The sequence below is a fragment of the Pseudomonas sp. 01L34 genome (assembly GCF_056400265.1).
On the sequence record NZ_JBFTSX010000007.1, the window covers coordinates 110577 to 132136 of the forward strand.

General features: G+C 60.3%; 20 protein-coding genes. 4 read left to right on the forward strand and 16 right to left on the reverse strand.

Features of this window, described 5'->3' with window-relative positions; genetic code table 11:
• Window positions 1–11: 11 nt before the first annotated feature.
• Window positions 12–482 (forward strand): MaoC family dehydratase, encoded by a 471-nt coding sequence (locus AC1DQM_RS22260; protein WP_019581456.1) that lies wholly within the window; start codon window positions 12–14, stop codon window positions 480–482.
• Between the two features lie 288 nt (window positions 483–770).
• Here AC1DQM_RS22260 and AC1DQM_RS22265 read toward each other — a convergent pair whose 3' ends face one another.
• Window positions 771–1238, reverse strand: a complete 468-nt coding sequence (locus tag AC1DQM_RS22265; RefSeq protein WP_477744591.1) for a ferritin-like domain-containing protein — start codon at window positions 1236–1238, stop codon at window positions 771–773.
• 202 nt (window positions 1239–1440) lie between these two features.
• On the opposite strand from AC1DQM_RS22265, the gene AC1DQM_RS22270 reads away from it, so the two are divergent.
• Together AC1DQM_RS22270 and AC1DQM_RS22275 are read left to right on the forward strand one after the other, a co-directional pair.
• Window positions 1441–1677, forward strand: coding sequence for a DUF3820 family protein (locus tag AC1DQM_RS22270; protein WP_007949456.1), 237 nt, complete (start codon window positions 1441–1443; stop codon window positions 1675–1677).
• A 25-nt stretch (window positions 1678–1702) separates the two neighbouring features.
• A complete protein-coding gene (locus tag AC1DQM_RS22275) occupies window positions 1703–2884 on the forward strand; it encodes an aminotransferase class V-fold PLP-dependent enzyme (protein ID WP_477746876.1) in 1182 nt (393 codons plus the stop codon).
• A 2-nt stretch (window positions 2885–2886) separates the two neighbouring features.
• Here the strand turns inward: AC1DQM_RS22275 and AC1DQM_RS22280 are convergent, their stop codons facing one another.
• The 4 genes from AC1DQM_RS22280 to zwf form a co-directional block, all read right to left on the reverse strand.
• Window positions 2887–3612, reverse strand: coding sequence for an intradiol ring-cleavage dioxygenase (locus AC1DQM_RS22280; protein ID WP_477746877.1), 726 nt, complete (start codon window positions 3610–3612; stop codon window positions 2887–2889).
• Between the two features lie 360 nt (window positions 3613–3972).
• Window positions 3973–4638, reverse strand: a complete 666-nt coding sequence (locus AC1DQM_RS22285; RefSeq protein ID WP_018926462.1) for a bifunctional 4-hydroxy-2-oxoglutarate aldolase/2-dehydro-3-deoxy-phosphogluconate aldolase — start codon at window positions 4636–4638, stop codon at window positions 3973–3975.
• Window positions 4639–4655: 17 nt separating this feature from the next.
• Window positions 4656–5369: a 6-phosphogluconolactonase gene (gene pgl, locus AC1DQM_RS22290; protein WP_111454767.1), complete on the reverse strand. Its 714-nt coding sequence runs from the start codon at window positions 5367–5369 to the stop codon at window positions 4656–4658.
• Window positions 5356–6825, reverse strand: coding sequence for a glucose-6-phosphate dehydrogenase (gene zwf / locus AC1DQM_RS22295; RefSeq protein ID WP_018926464.1), 1470 nt, complete (start codon window positions 6823–6825; stop codon window positions 5356–5358). The genes pgl and zwf overlap by 14 nt, the downstream gene beginning before the upstream one ends.
• 227 nt (window positions 6826–7052) lie before the next feature.
• Here zwf and AC1DQM_RS22300 point away from each other — a divergent pair, with 227 nt between their 5' ends.
• Complete coding sequence (locus AC1DQM_RS22300) at window positions 7053–7913, forward strand: MurR/RpiR family transcriptional regulator (RefSeq protein ID WP_172901244.1); 861 nt, start codon at window positions 7053–7055, stop codon at window positions 7911–7913.
• A 60-nt stretch (window positions 7914–7973) separates the two neighbouring features.
• Here the strand turns inward: AC1DQM_RS22300 and AC1DQM_RS22305 are convergent, their stop codons facing one another.
• The 11 genes from AC1DQM_RS22305 to edd form a co-directional block, all read right to left on the reverse strand.
• Window positions 7974–8828, reverse strand: coding sequence for a D-hexose-6-phosphate mutarotase (locus AC1DQM_RS22305; protein WP_064616385.1), 855 nt, complete (start codon window positions 8826–8828; stop codon window positions 7974–7976).
• 116 nt (window positions 8829–8944) lie between these two features.
• Entirely contained in the window at window positions 8945–10291 is a 1347-nt protein-coding gene (locus AC1DQM_RS22310; protein ID WP_018926467.1) for a carbohydrate porin, read from the reverse strand.
• Window positions 10292–10420: 129 nt separating this feature from the next.
• Complete coding sequence (locus AC1DQM_RS22315) at window positions 10421–11581, reverse strand: ABC transporter ATP-binding protein (RefSeq protein ID WP_018926468.1); 1161 nt, start codon at window positions 11579–11581, stop codon at window positions 10421–10423.
• Between the two features lie 2 nt (window positions 11582–11583).
• Window positions 11584–12429, reverse strand: coding sequence for a carbohydrate ABC transporter permease (locus tag AC1DQM_RS22320; protein WP_019581464.1), 846 nt, complete (start codon window positions 12427–12429; stop codon window positions 11584–11586).
• Window positions 12422–13330: a carbohydrate ABC transporter permease gene (locus AC1DQM_RS22325; RefSeq protein WP_018926470.1), complete on the reverse strand. Its 909-nt coding sequence runs from the start codon at window positions 13328–13330 to the stop codon at window positions 12422–12424. Before AC1DQM_RS22325 ends, AC1DQM_RS22320 begins: the two co-directional genes overlap by 8 nt.
• Window positions 13331–13472: 142 nt before the next feature.
• Window positions 13473–14774, reverse strand: a complete 1302-nt coding sequence (locus tag AC1DQM_RS22330; protein ID WP_064616384.1) for an ABC transporter substrate-binding protein — start codon at window positions 14772–14774, stop codon at window positions 13473–13475.
• Window positions 14775–14891: 117 nt separating this feature from the next.
• Complete coding sequence (locus AC1DQM_RS22335) at window positions 14892–16151, reverse strand: D-mannose isomerase (RefSeq protein ID WP_477746878.1); 1260 nt, start codon at window positions 16149–16151, stop codon at window positions 14892–14894.
• 231 nt (window positions 16152–16382) lie between these two features.
• Entirely contained in the window at window positions 16383–17852 is a 1470-nt protein-coding gene (locus AC1DQM_RS22340) for an ATP-binding protein (RefSeq protein WP_018926473.1), read from the reverse strand.
• Window positions 17842–18573: a response regulator gene (locus AC1DQM_RS22345; RefSeq protein ID WP_007934711.1), complete on the reverse strand. Its 732-nt coding sequence runs from the start codon at window positions 18571–18573 to the stop codon at window positions 17842–17844. The genes AC1DQM_RS22340 and AC1DQM_RS22345 overlap by 11 nt, the downstream gene beginning before the upstream one ends.
• Before the next feature lie 160 nt (window positions 18574–18733).
• Window positions 18734–19684 (reverse strand): glucokinase, encoded by a 951-nt coding sequence (locus tag AC1DQM_RS22350; protein WP_086944506.1) that lies wholly within the window; start codon window positions 19682–19684, stop codon window positions 18734–18736.
• Window positions 19681–21507, reverse strand: a complete 1827-nt coding sequence (edd, locus tag AC1DQM_RS22355; protein ID WP_018926475.1) for a phosphogluconate dehydratase — start codon at window positions 21505–21507, stop codon at window positions 19681–19683. The genes AC1DQM_RS22350 and edd overlap by 4 nt, the downstream gene beginning before the upstream one ends.
• Window positions 21508–21560: the final 53 nt, after the last annotated feature.

Below are 21560 nucleotides of genomic sequence, written 5' to 3' on the forward strand. Positions count from 1 at the left end.
AATCGAGACAGATGACCCAGGTTACCAACACCCCTTACGAAGCCCTCGAAATCGGCCAGACCGCCAGCTACAGCAAAACCGTCGAAGAACGCGACATTCAGTTGTTCGCCGCGATGTCCGGCGACCACAACCCGGTGCACCTGGACGCCGAATTCGCCGCTGCCTCCATGTTCAAGGAACGCATCGCCCACGGCATGTTCAGCGGCGCGTTGATCAGCGCGGCGGTGGCTTGCGAGCTGCCTGGTCCGGGGACTATTTATATCGGTCAGACAATGAGCTTTCAGAAGCCGGTGAAGATTGGCGACACGCTGACTGTGCGCCTGGAAATTCTCGAGAAAATGCCGAAGTTTCGTGTGCGGATCGCCACCCGAGTGTTCAATCAGCGTGATGAACTGGTAGTGGATGGCGAGGCGGAGATTCTGGCGCCGCGTAAACAGCAGACCGTGACATTGCCGACGTTGCCGGCGATCAGCATCGGCTGATTCATCACTTCCTTGTGATGAGAGGCTTCCCCTATGGTGAGGGAGCTTGCTGTGGCGAGGGGGCTTGCTGTGGCGAGGGGGCTTGCTGTGGCGAGGGGGCTTGCCCCCGTTCGACTGCGAAGCAGTCGTAAAACCTGCTACCGCGTTTAATCAGGTCAAATGCGGCGCCTGTTTCAGGGGCGCTGCGCCCCCCAACGGGGGCAAGCCCCCTCGCCACATAGGAGACCCACAGGCTGGGTACAAAAAAAAACGCCAGACTGGCTGGCGTTTTTGATGGGTAACGAACGCTTACGAGCGTGCGCGAGCCTGGTTGCGCAGGGCTTTGACCTGATCGTGGTTGCGTTGCACGCCGTGATACTGGCGTTCAACGATGTCACGAATGCCCACCAGGTTGTACTTGTTGATTTTATCCAATGCGTCCTTGTAAGCCTTCTTCGCATGGTCTTCACCGCGTTCGGCCTCGTTCAGCACCGCCTCTTCATCCTTGCCGGTGAACATCGACTTCACATCCACCCAACGACGGTGCAGATCGCCGCTGACACTGGTGGAGGTTTCCGGATCACCGCCCAGGGAACGCACAGTGGCCTGCAGTTCGGCAGCGGCAGAGGCGCAGTCGGCGGAGCGCTGAATGAACAGGTTTTTGAGTTCGGGATTCTTGATGTCTTCAGCGCAAGTCTTGAACCCTTCCTGACCGTCTTTACAGGTTTCAATCAGGTCGTTGAGTACAGAGATCGCTTCTTTATTAATGTCGGTCATTTTTCAATTCCTTGCGGTTGATGAAAGATGCAATCAATCGTTGCACCCTGCATGCCAGCTTCGAATTGAAATTTTTTACTTATATTTCAATTAGTTAATCTTTAGTCGAAATCTGTATCCGCTTTTTTTGCATGATCTGTCAATTGGCCTGCATGCAGAATGCCTGTATTTTCCAGACTGCTCTAAATCAAGACGACTGATGATGAATCCCGAAAAGCTCGAACTGCTGATTACCCGCGAGATGCCCTTCGGCAAATACAAGGGCCGTATCATCGCCGACCTGCCCGGTCAGTACCTGAACTGGTTCGCTCGCGAAGGTTTCCCTCACGGGGAACTGGGCGGGTTGCTCGCCTTGATGCAGGAAATCGACCACAACGGCCTGTCGGAACTGCTCGAACCGCTGCGCGCCAAGCACGGCAAACCTGCCCCTCGTCACTGAACCGCCCTATCGCACCGAGTCGCCCATGCCCGATAACACCCGCCGTGCCCGTGATGAAGCCTTTTGGCAGACCTTTGCCGACCGCTATGCTGTCGAACCCGGCCCCCTGAATCTGGAGAACGGTTACTTCGGGCGCATGTCACGCACCGTGGTCGAGGAGTATCAGCGCAACATCGAGCTCATCAACCGCGGCAACTCGGTGCATGTGCGCCAGCGCTTCGAACAGGGCGAAAGCGTCAAGATTCGCGCGCAGCTGGCCGAGCTGATCGGTGCCCCGGCCGAAGCCGTCGCCTTCACCCGCAACGCCTCGGACGGCTTGCAGTCGCTGATCCGCAACTACAATCGCCTGGAACCGGGCGATCAGGTCCTGCTGTGCGATCTGGAGTACGACACGGTCAAGAGCGCAATGCGTTGGCTGGCCCGCTATCGAGGCGTGGAAGTGATCGAGATCGAGCACCGTCACCCCGCCAGTTTCGACAGCTTGCTGGCCACGTACCGCGAAGCTTTCACACGTTATCCGCGACTGAAGTTGATGGCCCTGACCCACGTCACCCATCGCACCGGTCTGGTAATGCCGGTGCAGGCGATCGCCGCTGCCGCCAGGGAGCATGGCATCGATGTAATCCTCGACGGCGCCCATGCTCTGGGCCAGATCGAGTTCAACCTCGATGAACTGGGCATCGCCTTCGCCGGCTACAACCTGCACAAATGGATCGGTGCGCCGCTGACTCTCGGCTTCATTTACATCGCGCCCGAGCGCCTGGCCGACATCGACCCGGACATGGGCGAGATGCATTTCCCGGACACCGACATTCGCGCCCGCACGCCATACAGCACCCCGAACATCCCGGCCCTGCTGACCCTGCCGCTGGTGTTCGAAGAGCATCAGGCCATGGGCGGTTCCGTCGCCAAGGGCGCTCGGCTCAATTACCTGCGCAACCGCTGGGTCGATGCCGTTCGGGAGTTACCGGGGATCGAAGTCCTGACCCCGGATGACCCGCGCCTGTATTGCGGCATCACCTCGATGCGCTTTACCCGGCATGCCGACCAACAGGCGATGGTCGAGCGCCTGCTCAACGACTACAACCTGTTTACCGTGGCGCGCAGCGGCGCGGCGTGTGGCCCGTGCATCCGCATCACACCGGGGCTCACGACCATGGCAGCGGACATGGATGTACTGGCCCGGGCGTTGAACGAATTGCGCTGACGTCACACAGTGTATTTATCAAAGTCCTCGGGCTTGATTTGCGATGACACCGCAAACGTGTCGACACCGATGGTCATGTGCCCAAAAAAGCCGTCCTCATTCGAGTCTCGACCGATGGTGTGAATATTCAGGGTCGAGGCCTCGCCGCCCATGCGCTGATAAAACATATCCTGCGCATTGATCAGCGGTGAGACGGCTCGACCGCTGTACTCACGGGCGTTGAGCACCGACCTTGATGCGACCTCGGGAAAGTAAAGCTGGCCGACCCAGGCGACGTGCCGCTCTTCCAGATAGTTATTACCGGCGGTGATGCGTACCGTGACGTGAATATGCAAAGCGCGGCCGGCATAGAACCCCGGATAAATCGTGGTAAACCGCACGATGCCCATTTTGTCGGTGAATTGCCCACCACGCAGGTAGGTGTCGTCGTCGGTGCGCGGGATCGACCCGATATCATCCACATCGACTTCTTTGTCCGGGTTGACCTTGCTCCAGCCCGAATACGCTCCGCGCGCATTGCAATGCCAGATATCGACCAATGCCCCGGTAACCGGTTGACCGGTCATGGCATCGATGATCGTGAGCCGCAGCACCAAGGGAATGCCGTCCATGCCTTCGCTGACGTTTCGCCTGATCAGTTTTGGATTTCGAAAATACGGACCGGCGATCTGCTCGGGTGACAGTTGATAAACCGGTAGTGGGGATGCAGCCGAGGTGTTGTCGTCCATGACGTTCTCTCTTCCATAAGATGAACGCAGGTTAACGCTGGACGTGCGGCGAGATGCGGTAACTATGTATCGCGTGATGTCGATCCGTAGCAGCTGCCGAGCCTGCGAGGCTGCGTTCGGCTGCGCAGCAGTCGTAAAACCAGAGATTGCGGTATGTCAGGCAGACCGCGTCAGCCGGATTCACGACTGCTTCGCAGCCGAACGCAGCCTCGCAGGCTCGGCAGCTGCTACAACGAGCGTTTCGACGGCCACAGGAGTTTTCACCAGGCAAAAAAAAACGGTGCACCGACCAAGCGCACCGTAAAGCCGTAGAACACACAACGAAGTGTTTGGTAAATCCGGTATATCCGGTAAATCAGATCAGTCCAGCAGCGCCAACGCCTCGGCGGTGCACTCCTGGATGCGGGCCCAGTCGCCGTTCTTGATCCACTCGGGGTCAAGCATCCAGCTACCGCCCACGCACATCACGTTCTTCAACGCCATGTAGCTCTTGATGTTGGCCGGGCTGACGCCGCCGGTCGGGCAGAATTTAACTTCGCCGAACGGGCCGCCCAGGGCCTTGATGGCCGCGACGCCGCCGCTGACTTCCGCCGGGAACAGCTTGAAGCGGCGATAGCCCAGGCAATAGCCTTCCATGATGCCGGAGGCGTTGCTGATGCCCGGCAACAGCGGAATCGGGCTGGCGACACTGGCTTCGAGCAAGTCACGGGTGATGCCCGGCGTCACGATGAATTGCGAACCGGCGGCTTCGGCAGCGGCCAGCATGCTGCGATCAAGCACCGTACCGGCACCGGTCACCAGTTCCGGACGCTTTTCGCGCAGGATCTGGATGGCCTTGAGGCCGAACTGCGAACGCAGGGTCACTTCCAGCGCCGTGAGGCCACCGGCGGCCAGGGCGTCGGCCAACGGCAGCACGTCCTGTTCGCGAGCGATGGTGATCACCGGCAGGATCCGCGCCTTGGCGCAGAGGCTGTCGATCAGGGCAACTTTGTCCGCCATGGAAACGGTCGGGGATGTGTTTGTCATAGCGGCTGATCCTTGGTTCATGGGCACCAGTAAATCTCTAACGTAGGTTGCAGAAACGCCCGAATCGGCATGGCGGCGACATCGTCACCGGCCAGTGCGGCGCTCAGGGTGGTCAACTTGGACTGACCGGAAATCGATAGAACGATGTGCCTGGCCGAGGCCAGCAGCGCGCGACTCATGGTCAGGCGCTGACGCGGTACGGTCGGCGCCAGCATCGGCCAGCAACGACGAGTGCCGTCGACTTTCAAGGCGTCGGCAAGGTTCGGGCTGTTGGGGAACAGCGATGCGGTGTGACCGTCGTCGCCCATGCCCAACACCAGCACATCGATCGCCGGCAATTCGGCGAGCAAGCGATCAGCCTGCTCGGCGGCCTGCTCCAAGTTGGCGGTGGCACTGTAGAGGCTCAGGAACTGGGCCTTGGCCGCCGGACCTTGCAACAGGTAACGCTTGAGCAGACCGGCATTACTGTCGGCATGCTCCACCGGCACCCAGCGCTCGTCAGCCAGGCTGACCACCACCTTCGACCAGTCCAGCGCCTGCTTGGCCAGGTGCTGGAAAAATGCCACCGGGCTGCGTCCACCGGACACCACCAGCGTCGCTGTGCCTTGTGCGGCAATCGCGTCGCTCAGTTGTTTGGCCACTGCCAATGCCAGGCCTTCGGCCAGCAGCATCGGTTTTTTGAACTCATGGGCGCTGACGCCCTGAGGCAGTTTCAATTCAGATATCGCCATACCACGACCTCCCGTCCCGCGTGATCAGTGCAATGGAACTCATCGGCCCCCAGGACCCGGCCGCGTACGGCTTGGGCGCATCACCGGACTTTTTCCACCCGGCAATCAACTGGTCACACCACTTCCACGCGGCTTCGATTTCATCTTTACGGACAAACAGGTTCTGATTGCCACGCATCACTTCCAGCAACAACCGCTCGTAGGCATCGGGAATCCGTGCGCTGCGCCAGGTGTCGGAAAAATTCAGCTGCAACGGACCGCTGCGCAACTGCATGCCCTTGTCCAGGCCTTGTTCCTTGGTCATCACGCGCAAGGAAATGCCTTCGTCCGGTTGCAGGCGGATGATCAGTTTGTTGCTGATCTGCAAGCGCTGCTCGGGAGCGAAGATGTAGTGCGACGGTTCCTTGAAGTGGATGACGATCTGCGACAGCTTCTGCGGCATGCGCTTGCCGGTACGCAGGTAAAACGGCACCCCGGCCCAACGCCAGTTGCGAATGTCGGCACGCAGGGCAACGAAGGTTTCGGTGTCGCTCTGGGTGTTGGAGTTAGGCTCCTCCAGATACCCCGGCACCGACTTGCCTTCGCTGTGACCGGCGATGTACTGGCCGCGCACCACTTGAGTGGTCAGGCCTTCCGGGCTGATCGGCGCCAGTGCCTTGAGCACTTTGACTTTCTCGTCGCGGATGCTGTCGGCGGACAAGTCGGCCGGCGGGTCCATGGCGATCAGGCACAGCAACTGCAACAGGTGATTCTGGATCATGTCCCGCAGCTGGCCGGCCTTGTCGAAGTAACCCCAACGGCCTTCGATCCCGACCTGCTCGGCCACGGTGATTTCCACGTGGGAAATGTAATTCTGGTTCCACTGGGTTTCGAACAGGCTGTTGGCGAAACGCAGGGCGATCAGGTTTTGTACGGTCTCTTTGCCCAGGTAGTGGTCGATACGGTAGGTGCGGTTCTCCGGGAAGAACTGCGCCACGGCGTCGTTGACCTTGCGCGAGGATTCCAGGTCAGAACCGATGGGTTTTTCCAGCACCACGCGGGTGTTTTCGGTCAGGCCGACCTTCGACAGGTTCTCGCAAATAGCACCGTAAACCGCAGCCGGCGTGGCGAAGTAGGCAATAACCCGCTGGGCACTGCCGGCCTGCTCGGCCAGGGCGACGTAATCGTCAGCCTTGAGGAAGTCGACATGCAGGTAACTCAACCGGGCCAGGAAGCGCTCGAGCACGGCTTCATCCAGCTCTTTGGCGCCCACGTAGCGACGCAACTCGGTGGCGATGAACGCCAGATGCTGCTGCTCGCTGCCAGGTTCACGGGCCAGTGCGATAATGCGCGTATCCTCATGAAGCAGGCCGGCACCATCGAGTTGATAAAGGGCAGGAAACAGCTTGCGCAGGGCTAGATCGCCGAGAGCGCCGAACAAGGCAAAGGTGCACGGTTCAACCGTAATCGAAGGCATGATGTTTGTTCTTTTATCAAGTTAAGCTACAAATACCTTTTTTCAAGGCATCACTCAAGGGAAAATGTAGTAATAACCACAACATTTTCGCAAAATATAGATTCCGAGTGGTGGTCGGTCGGAGCCATCAGTAGGATAGGCCACCGTTATGGGCCGTATCAAAGGCCCAATTTGCATAGCCGCGCGCTCGTTTGCGCAGGTGAATTTAGGAACCCCATATGGACCGCGTGCGAAATTTACTGGAACAGATCCAGAGTCGCCTCGAAGACCTGAACAAGGCAGAACGCAAAGTCGCCGAAGTGATCCTGCTCAACCCACAGCAGGCGACCCGGTTCAGCATCGCCGCCCTCGCCCAGGCCGCGTCGGTCAGTGAGCCGACGGTCAACCGTTTCTGCCGCTCATTCGGTGTCAGCGGCTACCCTGAACTGAAACTGCAGCTGGCCCAGAGCCTGGCCAGCGGCGCGGCGTATGTCAGCCGTGCGGTGGAAGCCGACGACAACCCCGAGGCTTACACCCAGAAGATCTTCGGCAGCGCCATCGCGTCCCTGGACAGCGCCTGCCAGGCACTGGACCCGAACCTGATCAGCCGCGCCGTCGACCTGTTGATCCAGGCCCGGCAGATCCACTTCTTCGGCCTCGGCGCCTCGGCCCCGGTGGCACTGGATGCGCAGCACAAGTTCTTCCGCTTCAACCTGGCAGTGACCGCCCATGCCGATGTGCTGATGCAACGCATGATTGCCTCGGTGGCCCACACCGGTGAGTTGTTCGTGATCATCTCCTACACCGGCCGCACCCGCGAATTGGTGGAAGTAGCGCGCATCGCCCGGGAAAACGGCGCTTCGGTGCTGGGGCTGACGGCCGAAGGTTCGCCGCTGGCCAAGGCCAGTACCTTGAGCCTGAACATTCCGTTGCCGGAAGACACCGACATTTACATGCCGATGACCTCGCGGATCATTCAGCTGACCGTGCTCGATGTGCTCGCCACCGGCATGACCTTGCGCCGAGGCGTGGATTTCCAGCCGCATTTGCGCAAGATCAAGGAAAGCCTCAATGCCAGTCGGTATCCGATTGGGGATGAGTTTAATTAACCCACTGTGGCGAAGGGGCTTGTCGGAACGCCGCACCGCCACAAAGGTTGTGCGCATCGGCTAAGCCCCAACCCGCGCCTGCAAACTCAGATGCGCCCGCTCCCCCGGCGCCAGGCACAGGCTGTCGGTGCCGCCGCTGGCCGCTTCCACACAGACGAACTCGGAAATCTCGTTCCAGCTCACGCCCAGTAATGGCCGCGAGCCGGGATGCCAGACCACCGTGTCCGCATGATCACCGGTGTCGATGCACAGTTCGCGCTGCCAGGCGTGATCCTTGAGCTGCAGTTCGCCGTCATGCTGGAACACGCGCTGACACCCACCGTCGACCCGCAACTCGCCTTCCTGTTGGCAAGCCTGGCGGTTCAACTGGTCGTAACCTTGCGCTCCTTCGAGCCCAGACAGCGCTATCTCACCGACGTCACCAATACGCCAATAGGCGTGCAACGCCTGACTCAGCTGGCACGGCATGTCGTCCTGATGCTCGGTGCTCAGGTGCAAATCCATGCGTTCGCCCAGGTGCGCATGCAAGTCCACTTGCCAGTCGCACAGCTGTAACTGCCAGTGCAGGCGCACGCCATCGTCGTCACTGCTGCTGTCGAGCAGCTTCCAGTCGAGCAGGCGCGCCCAACCATGGGACGGCCAGGCGTTTTCGCTTGGGTGGCGGCCATACCACGGCCAGCACACCGGCACGCCGCCGCGAATCGCACCCACGTGCGGCCATTTCGCCGCGCACCACAACCAGGGTTTCTGACCCTTTGGCTGGAAGTGCAACAACTGCGCGCCCTGACGACTGAACACCGCCTGACACAGCGGATGGTCGATCACCAGCACGTCGCGCATCTGATAGCGCTCCCACGCAAACACCGGACGTTCGCGCAAGGATTTGAAGAAGCGTTGTAGCGGATGCTCAAGCATGTGCCACGGTCCTGAAAATCATCTGTCACCCGAGGGTGCGCCGCCCCCAAAAAAAAGCGGACAGCCATGGCCGTCCGCAAATATGCGCACATAGAGAGGAGCTTATCGCAACAGCGTTAGAACACCGACTGAATTTTCAGGCCGGCGACCAGCGCGTTATCAACTTCATCCACACCACCCGGGTGAGTGATGTATTGCAAGTTAGGACGCACCGTCAGCCAGTTGGTAACGTGGAAACCGTAGTTGATCTCGTAGTTGTACTCGGTGCTGCGCAGTGGCGCGAACAGTGGATCGTTGTAGTCGGTGACACCATTGGCGGCGTTGACCAACTCGGAGTTTTTCTTCACGTCATCGTTGACATGGATACGGGAGAAACCGATCCCGACGTCGTCTTTTGGACGCGCATCGAACGGGCCCTTGTAAACAAACATCAGCGACTGGTAGTTGTCGACGAAGTTGGTGTCCTTGTCGTGGAAGGTGGCGTTGGCCGCGATGTTCAGACCGCGCGAAGCATCACCGTTATGGGTGGTCAGTTGTTGCTGCGCCACGAACCAGTAGCCGTGCTTGCTGTCATGGCTGCGATAGGCATTGCCGGTGGTCGCTGCATCATTGCCGTTGTCGTCTTTACGGACGTCATTGGCGTCGGCCGTGCTCTTGTAGTAACCGACACGGTATTCGCCCGGCAGGTTGTTGACCTTCGGCGACCAGACCAATTCAACCGGCAAGACGGTGCCTTTGGTGCCACTGCCGCTGAGCTTGAAACCGTTACCGTGCTCAAGTTGCGATGGGTTCTGGTTGTACGCGCCGATCTGCGCATAGAACTCAGGCGTGATGTTGTACTTCACGCGAACCGCTGCCTGCATGACCGGCCAGTTGTACCAGATACCGGTCGCCCAGTTACCCGCCTGGGAACCGCAGAATGCCAGGTTCTGGAACTCGCAAGGGAAGGTGTTGAAGTCTTCGCCTTCGCCGAAGTAACCAGCCTTGACGTCCAGTTTCCCGTCGAGGAACTGGTGCTTGATCCACAGCTGGGTCAGACGGACCATGTGGCCACGGCCGTAGACTTCCTGGGAGGAGCTCAAGGTGCCGGCACGCGGGTCGCCGACACGGTCATTGGAGATGTTCTGACCGTTACGGTTGGTAAGCTGGATCTTGGCCTGGGTGTTATCCCAGCCCCACAGTTTTTGCAGGTCCAGCGCCACGCCCAGACCAAACTGGTCGGCGTAACGCGCCGTTTTGTCGTCGTTGTAGCCGCCGTGCAGGTTGGCGCCCACTTCACCGACATAGTCGGCCTTGATGTCGATACCTTGCTCGATCAGCTTGGTCCGCTCGCCACCCCAGTCCCCCGTCATCCACTGGGAATCGGCACTGAACGCGTCAGCCGCGTGTACGCTACCGGCCAGCATCATCGCCGCAACCGCTGACAATTGGCAGATCAGCTGAGCGTTGTTCTTCTTCTTCATCCCTACATCCTCGTTTTATTGTTATTAACTGTTTTTATCTAACGCGGTTTACATCGATTGCGACGGATGTCTCCATCCGCCACTAATCCCCCCTGTGAGAGCGGGCTTGCTCGCTCCCACATTTGATCTTCAGCGGCCTTTGAACTGGGCCACGTTGGCGCTGTGAGCTTCGGTTTTTGGCAGGCCGGCAACGCCCAGACGCTCACCGGTCTTGGCATCGAACAGCAGCACTTTCGATGGATCGAATTGCAACGTCAGGGTCTCGCCCGGGGCTGGTGCGACGTCCGGTGCCAGACGGCAGCAGACCTTGGTGTCGTTGAGATTGACGAATACCAGGGTGTCGGGACCGGTCGGTTCGGTGACCTGCACTTCGGCGCGGATGGTCGGCAGGCCGTTGGCTTCGCCGTTCGCCAGCACGATTTGCTCCGGGCGCATGCCGAGGATCACTTCGCGGTCTTCGAGACCGGCATCCTGCATGCCCAGCGGCAATTCGCAGCGCGCCTGACCGCTGTCGAGCAGCGCCAACAGACGGCCGTCCTTGCGCTGCAAACGCAGGGGGATGAAGTTCATCGGCGGCGAACCGATGAAGCTCGCCACGAACAGGTTGGCCGGGTTGTTGTAGATGTCTTTCGGCGTACCGAACTGCTGGATAATCCCGTCCTTCATCACCGCCACTTTGTCGCCCAGGGTCATCGCTTCGATCTGGTCGTGGGTCACGTAGACCGTGGTGGTTTTCAAGCGCTGGTGCATCAGTTTCATTTCTGTGCGCATCTCGACCCGCAGCTTGGCGTCGAGGTTGGACAGCGGTTCGTCGAACAGGTAGATCTTCGGCCGACGCGCCAACGCCCGGCCCATGGCCACGCGCTGTTGCTGACCACCGGAGAGCTGACCCGGCTTGCGGTTGAGCAGGTGTTCGATTTGCAACAGCTTGGCCACGCGAGCGACTTCCGCGTCGATGTCGGCGGCAGGCATCTTGCGGATCTTCAAACCGAACGCGATGTTTTCGCGCACGCTCATGGTCGGGTACAGCGCGTAGGACTGGAACACCATGGCGATGTCGCGGTCTTTGGGGCTCATGCCGCTGACGTCCTGGTCACCGATCATGATCGCGCCGCCGGTGATGGTCTCAAGGCCGGCGATGCAATTCATCAGGGTCGATTTACCGCAACCCGAAGGGCCTACAAGAATCAGGAACTCACCGTCCTTGATCGACAGCTCGATGTTCTTGAGGGTGTCCGGCAGGCCGGGGCCATAGGTTTTGTTTACATTGCGAAGTTCGAGCGTAGCCATGATTACCCCTTGACTGCGCCGGCAGTCAGCCCGCGCACGAAATACTTACCTGCGACCACATAGACCAGCAGGGTCGGCAGCCCGGCGATCATTGCCGCCGCCATATCAACGTTGTATTCCTTGGCCCCGGTACTGGTGTTGACCAAGTTGTTCAACGCCACCGTAATGGGTTGCGAGTCACCGCTGGAGAACACCACGCCGAACAGGAAGTCGTTCCAGATCTGGGTGAACTGCCAGATCAGGCAGACCATGATGATCGGGGTGGACATCGGCAGGATGATCAAGCGGAAGATGGTGAAGAATCCCGCGCCATCGAGCCGCGCCGCCTTCACCAGTGCATCGGGAACGCTGACGTAGTAGTTACGGAAAAACAGCGTGGTGAACGCCAGGCCGTAGACCACGTGCACGAACACCAGGCCTGTCGTTGTGCTGGCCAGGCCCATCTTGCCGAGGGTGAACGAGGCCGGCAGCAGGACCGTCTGGAATGGCAGGAAGCAACCGAACAGCAGCAGGCCGAAGAACAACTGCGACCCGCGAAAGCGCCACATCGACAGCACATAGCCGTTCAACGCACCGATGGCCGTGGAGATCATTACCGCCGGAACGGTGATCTTGATCGAGTTCCAGAAGTACCCGTCAACCGTGCCCCAGGCCTTGATCCAGCCAATACCGCTGACCACGGTCGGCCAGCTCAGCAGGTTGCCGGAGTTGATGTCTTCCGGCGTCTTGAAACTGGTCAACAGCATGACCACCAGCGGTATCAGGTACAGCAATACCGCAAGGAGCAGTACGCCATAGATCGCGATGCGACTCAGGCTGATGGCAGGTTTGGCAGCGAAACTAGTCATGACGTTTGGCCCTCAGCTCGGAGTACAGGTAAGGCACGATGATCGCGAGAATCGCACCGAGCATCAGAATCGCACTGGCCGAGCCCATGCCCATCTGGCCGCGACTGAAGGTGAAGGAATACATGAACATCGCAGGAAGATCGGAGGAATAACCCGGGCCACCGGCGGTCATTGCCGCTACCAGGTCGAAACTCTTGATAGCGATGTGGGCCAGGATCATCACTGCGCTGAAGAACACCGGGCGCAGGCTCGGCAACACCACTTTCAGGTAAATGCGCGGCATGCTCGCGCCATCGATCTGGGCGGCACGGATGATCGATTGATCAACGCCACGCAGGCCGGCGAGGAACATCGCCATGATAAAGCCCGAGGCTTGCCATACCGCCGCGATCACCAGGCAGTACACAACGCGATCCGGATCGATCAGCCAGTCCAGGCGAAAGCCTTCCCAGCCCCAGTCACGCAGCAATTTGTCCAGGCCCATGCCCGGGTTGAGCAGCCATTTCCAGGCAGTACCGGTGACGATCATCGAAAGCGCCATCGGGTACAGGTAAATGGTGCGAATGAAACCTTCGCGACGAATGCGCTGATCAAGAAACACCGCCAGCAACACACCGATCACCAGGGTGATACCGATGAACATGCCGCCGAAAAGCGCCAGGTTCTTGCTCGCTACCCACCAGCGATCGTTGTCGAACAGCCGCTGGTACTGCGCCAGACCCGCCCATTTGTAAGTCGGCAGGAAGGTCGAAGTGGTGAACGACAGGACGAAGGTCCACAGGATATAGCCATAGAACCCCACCAGAACAATGAACATGCTCGGCGCCAGCACCAGCTTGGGGAGCCAGCGCTGCAGCGCATCGAACGGCGAGGCCTTGCTGAACACAGCAACAGAACTCATGGGAAGATCCAGTACGAGAGAGAGAGAATTCGGGCAGGTCCCCTGTAGGAGCCGGCTTGCTGGCGAAGGCGGTGTGTCAGTCGACATCTGCGTTGAATGACACATCGCTATCGCCAGCAAGCCGGCTCCTACAGGCCAAGCATTACTTGGCTGCTTTAATGGCAGTGCCGAGTTGCTTGGCGGCAGTGGCAGGATCGGCTTTCGGATCGTTGATGAAGTTGGTCACGACATCAAAGAAAGCACCCTGTACCGCCAGCGTGGTCGCCATGTTGTGCGCCATGCTCGGCTGCAAGCCACCAGTCTTGGCGTCCGCCAGGAAGTCTTTGGCAGCCGTCTGGGCGCAGGAGTCGAAACCGTACTTGCCCATGTCACTCAGCATGTCGTTTCGAACCGGGATCGAACCCTTGTTGATGCTGAAGACTTTCTGGAAGTTCTCACCCAGCACGATCTTGGCAATGTCCTGCTGAGCTGCAGCAGTGCCCTTGTCTTTCTGCTTGAACACGGCCAGCGAGTCGATGTTGTAGGTGAAGGCCTTGTCGGTGCCCGGGAAGGCTACGCACTCGTAATCCTTGCCGGCGACTTTCTTGGCCGCTGTCCACTCGCTCTTGGCCCAGTCACCCATGATCTGCATGCCGGCCTTGCCGTTGATGACCTTGGCCGCCTCCAGGTTCCAGTCCTGGCCTTTGCCGTCGGCGTCCATGTAGGTCGCGACTTTCTTCAGCTCGGTCAGCGCCTTGACCATGTCAGGACCGGTCAGCGCCGCGTTATCCAGATCGACCAGGGCTTTCTTGTAGCCATCGACGCCCATGACCGACAGGACCACCGCTTCGAACACGGTGCTGTCTTGCCAAGGCTGGCCACCGTGGGCAAGCGCAATGAAGCCCGCAGCCTTGAGCTTGTCACCGGCCGCGTAGAATTCCTGAAGGGTGGTTGGCGCTTTTTCGATGCCGGCTTTCTTGAAGACTTCCGGATTGATCCACAACCAGTTGACGCGGTGAATGTTCACCGGCACGGCCACATAGTTACCGTCGTACTTCACGGTATCGGAGACTTTCTTGTCGAGCAGGCTGTCCCACTTCTCAGCTTTGGCAGCGTCTTTCAAGACGTCGGTATCGAGCAGACCGGTAGACGCCCATTCCTGAATGTCCGGACCTTTGATCTGCGCTACACCGGGCGGGTTACCGGCCACGGCGCGGCTTTTGAGTACGGTCATGGCCGTGGCACCGCCACCGCCGGCGACTGCGCCGTCTTTCCAGGTGAAACCGTCTTTTTCGACTTGAGCCTTGAGCACATCGACAGCCGCTTTTTCACCACCAGACGTCCACCAATGAACGACTTCCACCGAACCTTTGGAATCGGCGGCAAGGGCACTGAGCGGGAATGCAGCAACGGGAAGCAGTGAAGCGAGAGAAATGACAGTAGCGAGGCGAGAAATCGCATTCATCTAGTAGTACCTTTCTTGTTGTTATGCATGCAAGTCTGGTGCTTGCGCTGCATAGGATTTTAAACAGGGGATAGCCCTTCGCAGGTAACGAAGGGACGCGCGAATGTCACCACATGGTTACACAGGAGCGCTCTGGGACAATTGCGCCAGCGCACTGGCCATACTCGGCGCCAATGGCAGGCGCGGGATCAATACGGCTTGCCAGGCGTGATACAGGTCAGGTTTACCGGCCCAGATATCGGCGCTCGGGCGGTTCAGCGGATCGAGCTCGTGATGCCAGCTGCCATCGCAGCGGTCGATGAAATGACTGTCACAGAATTCCCAGAACAGTCGGTACCAACGCTCGTACTGCTCATCACCGGTGCGTTTTAGCAGCGCACTGGCGGCGGCGCTGGCTTCGCAATGAGTCCAGTGCAAACGATGACGAACCACCGCGCGATTGTCCCAGTCGAGGGTGTAGACAATGCCCGGCGCGCCGTCGATGTCCCAGCCGTGACGGCAATTATGCTCGAAGAGTTTTTGCGCATCGGTGACCAGCCAGCCCGGCGTGAGCATCCCGGCTTGCACCCGCGCCGCTTCAAGGTGCAGTAACAACCGCGCCCATTCGAAACCATGACCCGGCGTGGTGCCGTAAGGGCGGAAACCGTCGGCCGGGTTGTCGTGGTTGTAGTCACGCAGCGGCTGCCAGTCGCGGTCGAAATGTTCGACCACCAGGTAATCGTTGGCGGCGGCGTGTTCGTGAATGACACGCTCGACGATGCGCTGCGCGCGAATCAGCCAGCGGTGGTCCTCGGTGACATCGGCCAGGGCGAGAAAGGCTTCGGTGGCGTGCATGTTGCTGTTGGCGCCGCGATAGGCTTCCTCGCAACTGAAGTCGCGGTTGAAGGACTCGCGCATGGCGCCCTCCTCCTCGCTCCAGAAATGGCTGTCGATGATGTGGATCGCATCATCGAGCAAGGCTTGCGCACCGGGACGCTGGGCAACCACCGCAGAACTCGCGGCCAACGCCACGAAGGCATGCAGGTAAGCGGCTTTGCCGGTATTGCCGTCGCGGTGTTCGGGCGTGGCGAACCAGCCACCGTGTTCGGCGTCACGCAGCGGCCCGCTGAGGGCTTTGATGCCGTGATCCACCAGCTCGGCGAACCCCGGTAAACCCTGGATGTGGGCCATGGCGAAGCTGTGGGTCATGCGCGCGGTGTTCATGGTTTCGGCTTGCGCGTTGACCGCCAGGCGTCCCTTTTCATCAAGGTTGCCGAAACCTTCGGGAAGTTTTGAAGCCCTGGCAAATGCCAGCAGGCGCAGGCCTTCGGCGGCGAGCCATTGCTGATGGGCAGGCGCGTTCAGCCAACTGCTGAAGGCGGGTTGGAAGGTGTCCATGCGGTACCTTTTTTTGTTGTTATGACTGGGACCAGTCTAAACAACGGTCGGTGGCGGGCAGGTAACGAAGGGGGCGGCTTTTGTCACCGAGCTGTGACATTCACCCTGATTTTGAAGTGAGTGGTTACTTGTGGTGAGGGGGCTTGCTCCCGTTGGACTGCGCAGCAGTCCCTCTTTCAGGGCCGCTCCGCGCCCCAACGGGGGCAAGCCCCCTCACCCACAGGGTCGCTTTCAATCCATTGGTCGCGGCAACTGCAACGTCACGCGCAACCCGCCTTCACGCAGGTTTTGCAGGCTGACTTCGCCGCCATGGCTATGGGCGATGTTGCGGGCAATCCCCAGCCCCAGGCCATAACCCTGTTGCTGCCCGGCCAGGCGGAAGTGCGGCTCGAACACTTGCTCCAGCCGCTGCTCCGGCACACCCGGGCCTTCGTCGTCGACATGCAGGACGAACGCGCTCTCGTCGTCATCGATGTGCAGATGCGCGTTCTGCCCGTACTTCAAAGCGTTGTCGATCAGGTTGCCGATGCAGCGCTTGAGCGCCAGTGGCTTGCCGGGATACGGCGCCAGCGCCCGCCCCTGCTGAGTCACGCGGCCATTGCCGTTAGGCGCCAGATACGGTTCCACCAGGCAGTCGAGCACATGATTGAGGTCCACCGGTTCGATGTTTTCGTGGATGTCGGTGTCTTTCACGCATTGCAGCGCGCCTTTGACCAGCAACTCCAGCTCATCCAGGTCACGTCCGAACTTGGCTTGCAGCTTTTCGTCTTCAAGCAATTCGACCCGCAGTCGCAGCCGAGTGATCGGTGTGCGCAAGTCATGGGAAATCGCGCTGAACAACTGGCTGCGCTCGGTCAGGTAACGGCTGATGCGTTCACGCATTGCATTGAACGCGCGACCGACTTCCACCACTTCACTGCCACCGCCCTGAGCGACCGGTTCGACGTCGGCACCCAGGGACATGTCCCGCGCCGCCCGCGCCAATCGTTTGAGCGGTCGGCTCTGCCAGTGCACCAGCAGGCCGATGAACAGGAGCAAGAAGCCGCTGGTGAGCACGATAAACCAGACTTGCTGTGCCGGCAGGCCTTGCTCTTCGAGACTGGTGTAGGGCTCGGGCAACAGCGAAGCGATGTACAGCCATTCCCCCGGCGCCATCTGGATTTGCGTGACCAGCACCGGCGGGTTCACTGGCTCCAGGGTCAACGCGTAGTGCGCCCAGGAGCGTGGCAATTCATCGAGTTTCAGCCCGCTATTGAAGATCCGCAGGTCTTCGGGGCTGACGAACGTCACCGAAATATCCGCGTCCTGGCCCAGCGACTGGCGCAGCACCTCGTCCACCGCTTTGAGCACCGCTTCTTTGCGCGGCGTGATCGGCAGCACTTCCATGCCTAAGGGTTTGTCGTTGAGGGTCACCACGAACCGGGTGCCGCCCATGCTGCGCAACTGGTCGAGCACCAGCGGCCTGAACGCCACCGGCAACGAGCGGAAATAACTGACGCTGGCAGTCATCGAATGGGCCAGGCTGCGGGCGCTGGTGACCAGGCCTTCGAGTTGGGTAGCACGCAGTTGCGAAACCCAGATCACGCTCGACAGCGTCTGGGCAAACAGCACCGCCAACAGGGTCAGCAGCAACATGCGCCCGAGCAGCGAGCGCGGCACCGGCACGCGCCCGGCGAGCTTGCGCAGGAACTCAGTGACCATTGCCGGCAACCACGTTGGCTGCCAATTGGTAGCCGCTGCCACGCACGGTCCGGATCAGCCGCGGCGGTTTTTCGGTGTCGCGCAGACGCTGGCGCAAACGGCTGACCGCCATGTCGACGATGCGATCGAGCGGCATCAGGTCACGGCCACGGGTGGCGTTGCCGATGGTGTCGCGGTCGAGGATTTCCTGGGGGTGATCGAGGAACAGTTTCAGCAGGGCGAAATCGGCGCCGGAGAGAATCACTTCCTCGCCGTCGGTATGGAACAGCCGATGGCTGACCATGTCCAGCCGCCAGTCGTCGAAGGCCAGCACTTCACCGCCGGAACGCTCCTGACCGAACTGCGCGCGACGCAACAAGGCTTTGATCCGCGCCTGCAATTCACGGGGGCTGAAGGGTTTGCCGAGGTAGTCGTCGGCGCCCAGTTCCAGGCCGATGACGCGGTCGGCCTCATCGGAACTGGCGGTGAGCATGATGATCGGCACGTGGGCCTGGCGCGGGTGCTGGCGGATCCAGCGGCAGAGGCTGAAACCATCTTCGTCCGGCAGCATCACGTCGAGGATCACCAGATCGCTCGGCGCCTCGTTCAGCGCCTGACGAAAGCCTGCGCCATCGGGCGTAGTGCGGACCTGGAAACCGGCACGGGTCAGGTAGGTGTCCAGCAACTCGCGTATCTCTTGATCGTCATCGACCAACAAAATCGACTTGTTGACTGAGCTCACGGGGCGGCGTCCTTGTTGTTTGTGTTAGGGAGGATTATGCCTGATCGATCATGGATCTATGTTGTCTGTTCCGGCCTCTTCGCGGGCAAGCCTCGCTCCTACAGGGTTCGTGACATTCCTTGTAGGAGCGAGGCTTGCCCGCGAATGAGGTGACGCGGTCTCAGGCCTGCTCCAACGCCACACCCGCGCCAACAAGGCCGGAATACGGCGCTGTCACCAGCCACACCGGAATGCCTTTGAAGTAATCGCTCATGCAACCCTTGTCGGCAAAGCACCGGGCGAAACCGCTTTTAACGAAAAAGTCGGCAAACCGTGGAATCACCCCGCCAACGATGTACACACCACCCCGTGCACCGGTGGTCAGCACATTGTTGCCGGCCACGCGGCCGAGCCAGCAGCAGAACTGCTCGAGCACTTCCAGGGCAATCGGATCGCCCGCCAGCCCGGCCGCCGTGATCGCCTCAGGCGTGTCGAGCACAGGCGTGTGGCCATCCACCGCGCAGATCGCCCGGTACACTCGCGGCAAACCACTGCCGCTCAACGCCGTTTCAGCGCTGACATGGCCGATCTCGTTGTAGATGTGTTGCCACAGCTGGGTTTCTCGTGGGCTGCTCAGCGGCAGATCGACGTGACCACCCTCCCCCGGCAACGCGGCAAAACGGCCCTCGCCCAGATCGAGCAACGTGCCTACGCCCAGCCCCGTGCCCGGACCGATCACCACCGCTGGCCGCAACGGTTCCGGCGTGCCTTCGCAGACCACCCGGAACTCGCCCGGCTGCAAGCGGGTCATGCCCAGCGCCATGGCTGAGAAATCGTTGACTAGCAGCAGTTGATCCACCTGCAAGGTCTTGCAGAAACCCTTGCGACTGAGCCGCCAGTGATTGTTGGTGAACTTGAATTCATCACCGCTCACAGGGCCGGCCACCGACAGGCACACCGAACCGATCGAACCCGGCGCCAGACCGAGCCCGTTCAGATAGAGCGCGATAGCCTCCTCCGGACTGGCGTGGTCTGCCGTCGCCAGCACCTGGACTGATTCCAGTTGCTGGTTTTTCCACAACGCGAAACGTGCGTTGGTCCCACCGATGTCACCGACCAAAGCCAGTTTCAATTAAGCGTCTCCAGGGCAGAAGTAAAGGCGCTGGCGCCTTGCTCTGCGGAGCTGAAGGCCATGCGCATGAAACCAAACAGTTCGCGACCGGTGCCGATGTTGTTGCCCAACAGGCCTTTGGCCGGCTCGCGTGCTGCGAATTCTTCGGCGTCCACCTTAAGCTCCAGGGTGCCTTTGACGCCATCGACGCGGATGATATCGCCCTCACGCACCCGTGCCAAAGCGCCGCCCACATAAGCTTCGGGGCTGACGTGGATCGCCGCCGGGATTTTCCCCGAGGCGCCGGACATGCGCCCGTCAGTCACCAACGCAACTTTGAAGCCACGGTCCTGCAACACGCCGAGGAACGGCGTCATCTTGTGCAGTTCCGGCATGCCGTTGGAGCGCGGGCCCTGGAAGCGCATTACCGCGACAAAATCCTTCTCCAGCAATCCGGCCTTGAACGCATCGGCCAGGTCCTGTTGATCCTGGAACACCATGGCCGGGGCTTCGACGACCTGGTTTTCCAGGGCGACTGCCGAGACCTTCATCACGCCACGACCGAGATTGCCTTCCATCACGCGCAAACCGCCTTCTGGCGAGAATGCCCGAGCCACTGGGCGCAGGATGTTTTCGTCGAGGCTTTCGATCGGGCCTTCGCGCCAGACCAACTCGCCGTTATCGAGGAACGGCTCCTGGGTGTAGCGGCTCAGGCCGTGGCCGAGCACGGTGTTGACGTTTTCGTGGAGCAGGCCGGCTTCCAGCAGTTCACGGATCAGGAACGACATGCCGCCCGCCGCCTGGAAGTGGTTGATGTCGGCTTTGCCGTTCGGGTACACGTGGCTCAGGGTCGGCACCACCTCGGAGAGGTCGGCCATGTCCTGCCAGGTCAACTGGATGCCCGCAGCCATGGCGATGGCCGGCATGTGCAAGGTGTGGTTGGTCGAGCCGCCGGTGGCGTGCAGGGCCACGATGGAGTTGACCAGCGAACGCTCGTCGACGATTTCGCCGATCGGCAGGAAGTTGCCATTCTGCTTGGTCAGGCGCGTGACCTGATGCGCCGCTTCGCGGGTCAGGGCATCGCGCAACGGCGTGTTCGGGTTGACGAACGAGGCGCCCGGCAAGTGCAGGCCCATGACTTCCATCAGCAACTGGTTGGTGTTGGCGGTGCCGTAGAACGTGCAGGTGCCAGGGCTGTGGTAGGACTTCATCTCCGATTCCAGCAGCTCTTCGCGGGTCGCCTTGCCTTCGGCGTAGCGCTGGCGCACATCGGCTTTCTGCTTGTTGGAGATGCCCGACACCATCGGCCCGCCCGGCACGAAAATCATCGGCAGATGACCGAAGCGCAACGCGCCCATCATCAGGCCCGGCACGATCTTGTCGCAGATGCCGAGCATCAGCGCGCCGTCGAACATGTTGTGGGACAGCGCCACGGCGGTGGACAACGCGATCACTTCACGGCTCGGCAGGCTCAGTTCCATGCCCGGTTCGCCCTGGGTCACGCCATCGCACATGGCCGGGGTGCCACCGGCGAACTGGCCGACGGAGCCGATTTCGCGCAGGGCTTTTTTGATCTGTTCAGGAAAGACTTCGTACGGCTGGTGCGCCGAGAGCATGTCGTTATATGACGAAACAATTGCGATGTTGGCGGAGTTCATCATCCGCAGGCTGTGCTTGTCGTCGCTGCCACATCCGGCCACGCCGTGGGCGAAGTTGGCGCATTGCAGCTTGCCGCGCATCGGGCCGTCACTGGCGGCGCCACGGATCAATGCAAGGTAAGCCTCACGCGTGGCGCGGCTGCGGGCGATAAGCCGTTCGGTGACCTCAAGGACGCGGGGATGCATGTGTAGAACTCCAGGCTAACGGATGTGGCGACCTGATTGTCTATGCTGATCAA

Coding starts and splice junctions, on each gene's coding strand:
- AC1DQM_RS22260 (WP_019581456.1), top strand. CDS start 12: ATGACCCAGGTTACCAACACCCCTTACGAAGCCCTCGAAATCGGCCAG.
- AC1DQM_RS22265 (WP_477744591.1), bottom strand. CDS start 1,238: ATGACCGACATTAATAAAGAAGCGATCTCTGTACTCAACGACCTGATT.
- AC1DQM_RS22270 (WP_007949456.1), top strand. CDS start 1,441: ATGAATCCCGAAAAGCTCGAACTGCTGATTACCCGCGAGATGCCCTTC.
- AC1DQM_RS22275 (WP_477746876.1), top strand. CDS start 1,703: ATGCCCGATAACACCCGCCGTGCCCGTGATGAAGCCTTTTGGCAGACC.
- AC1DQM_RS22280 (WP_477746877.1), bottom strand. CDS start 3,612: ATGGACGACAACACCTCGGCTGCATCCCCACTACCGGTTTATCAACTG.
- AC1DQM_RS22285 (WP_018926462.1), bottom strand. CDS start 4,638: ATGACAAACACATCCCCGACCGTTTCCATGGCGGACAAAGTTGCCCTG.
- pgl (WP_111454767.1), bottom strand. CDS start 5,369: ATGGCGATATCTGAATTGAAACTGCCTCAGGGCGTCAGCGCCCATGAG.
- zwf (WP_018926464.1), bottom strand. CDS start 6,825: ATGCCTTCGATTACGGTTGAACCGTGCACCTTTGCCTTGTTCGGCGCT.
- AC1DQM_RS22305 (WP_064616385.1), bottom strand. CDS start 8,828: ATGCTTGAGCATCCGCTACAACGCTTCTTCAAATCCTTGCGCGAACGT.
- AC1DQM_RS22310 (WP_018926467.1), bottom strand. CDS start 10,291: ATGAAGAAGAAGAACAACGCTCAGCTGATCTGCCAATTGTCAGCGGTT.
- AC1DQM_RS22315 (WP_018926468.1), bottom strand. CDS start 11,581: ATGGCTACGCTCGAACTTCGCAATGTAAACAAAACCTATGGCCCCGGC.
- AC1DQM_RS22320 (WP_019581464.1), bottom strand. CDS start 12,429: ATGACTAGTTTCGCTGCCAAACCTGCCATCAGCCTGAGTCGCATCGCG.
- AC1DQM_RS22325 (WP_018926470.1), bottom strand. CDS start 13,330: ATGAGTTCTGTTGCTGTGTTCAGCAAGGCCTCGCCGTTCGATGCGCTG.
- AC1DQM_RS22330 (WP_064616384.1), bottom strand. CDS start 14,774: ATGAATGCGATTTCTCGCCTCGCTACTGTCATTTCTCTCGCTTCACTG.
- AC1DQM_RS22335 (WP_477746878.1), bottom strand. CDS start 16,151: ATGGACACCTTCCAACCCGCCTTCAGCAGTTGGCTGAACGCGCCTGCC.
- AC1DQM_RS22340 (WP_018926473.1), bottom strand. CDS start 17,852: ATGGTCACTGAGTTCCTGCGCAAGCTCGCCGGGCGCGTGCCGGTGCCG.
- edd (WP_018926475.1), bottom strand. CDS start 21,507: ATGCATCCCCGCGTCCTTGAGGTCACCGAACGGCTTATCGCCCGCAGC.